Genomic DNA, 1,303 nt, shown 5'->3' with positions numbered 1-1,303 from the left:
CTCTTTAACTGGGGCAGGACAGGAACAAGCCGTGGGCTGTTCTGTGTTTTCGTCCCAGCCTGTCGCAGGTCGAGGCAGAGGAGTCCTTCAAGGTCATACAGTTCGGCTGGAGCTTCGGTCAGTTCTCCGATTCTGGCTCCCGACATGGCGAGAACGGAGATAAACCAGAAATCCGTGATGCATGTCAGGCATGAGCCGGGAACACTTCGCCTCGCGTCACTCTTATATCCCGTGAAAAGCGGGCTGTTGAAAATCTGCGTCAGTTCCGTTTCCGTGAAAGCCCGTCTTCTGTCCTCCTGACGGGTTTTCTTCTCTTCCTGAGTGCGGGCGCGGGCCTGGACATCGGCAAAACCCTTATCCTCAATCAATCCCGACTGGACGCACCATTTGAGGAAAAACTTCACCTCCCCGAGATGGCGGATAATCGTATCCCGTCCAAGGGTTCCCCCACGTTTCGAGGGCTTGTCCTTCAGCCAGTCCGCATAGGATTTCACATCCTGCTTCGTGATGGTGTTGAGGGGTTTGTCACCAATCAGGTCCGCGAACTGCCTGAAGGTGATTCCATAGCTCTCGATGGTTTTTCCGCTCTGGCCGGGATTGTCTTCATGAAACCGGGTAACAAGATTCGACCATGGTTCGGAGCATTCAGGAGGTCCGGCGACTTTCTCAGGTGCGGGAGGAACGTCACGGGGGAGATTATTGCCCAGCAGGGACATGGCACGTTCCATGCCTTCCACGACTCCCTGATGTCTGGCGGTTTTCCACATATCGGTCAGAGCATAGGTCTGGTCGCGCTCTTCCTTCAGGTCGTCGCGTTCGGAGAGGGTCCGCGTAATGACCATATCCATCCATGAAGAAAATGCTGTTTTCGCATCCTCGGGCAGGGCTTCAATCTCTGCCTTATGCTCACGGATGAAGCTGACCATCTCGCCTTTCGGACTCTCTCCGTCGAAATAGGCTTTTAACTGCTCCGCGAGTTTCTTCCTGAAATCCATCCAGAGTCCATTGAACGACGACGCAAGCCCGATGGCTCTCGCCTGAGCCAGAGACCTGTCCCCCGTCTTCAGAGAGCGAACGACATACTGACCGGCAATATGCCTCAGGTCTGCGGGAACGCGAAGCCTGAGATACCAGGTGTGGTGTCTTCGGAGCATGTAGGGAGTAGGCAAATCTGGCGTCCCGCATGTAACACAGAGATGTGACACACAGTGGGAACCCAAGATTTTATGGAAATAATATCAGTCACTTAGAGCGACTGGCGTCCCATAGGGGATTCGAACCCCTGTTGCCGCCGTGAGAGGGC

1 protein-coding gene is annotated in these 1,303 nt (G+C 54.8%); it reads right to left on the bottom strand.

What is annotated here, in order from left to right; genetic code table 11:
* Window positions 1-1,169: DUF6538 domain-containing protein (locus tag PWM43_RS15305; RefSeq protein ID WP_289843325.1), on the bottom strand; the 1,169-nt coding region annotated here is incomplete at its 3' end.
* Window positions 1,170-1,303 lie beyond the last annotated feature (134 nt).

It is taken from the genome of Brytella acorum, from assembly GCF_029309905.1.
Taxonomy (GTDB): Bacteria; Pseudomonadota; Alphaproteobacteria; order Acetobacterales; family Acetobacteraceae; genus Brytella; species Brytella acorum.
This window is presented reverse-complemented; position numbering and strand designations above follow the sequence as displayed.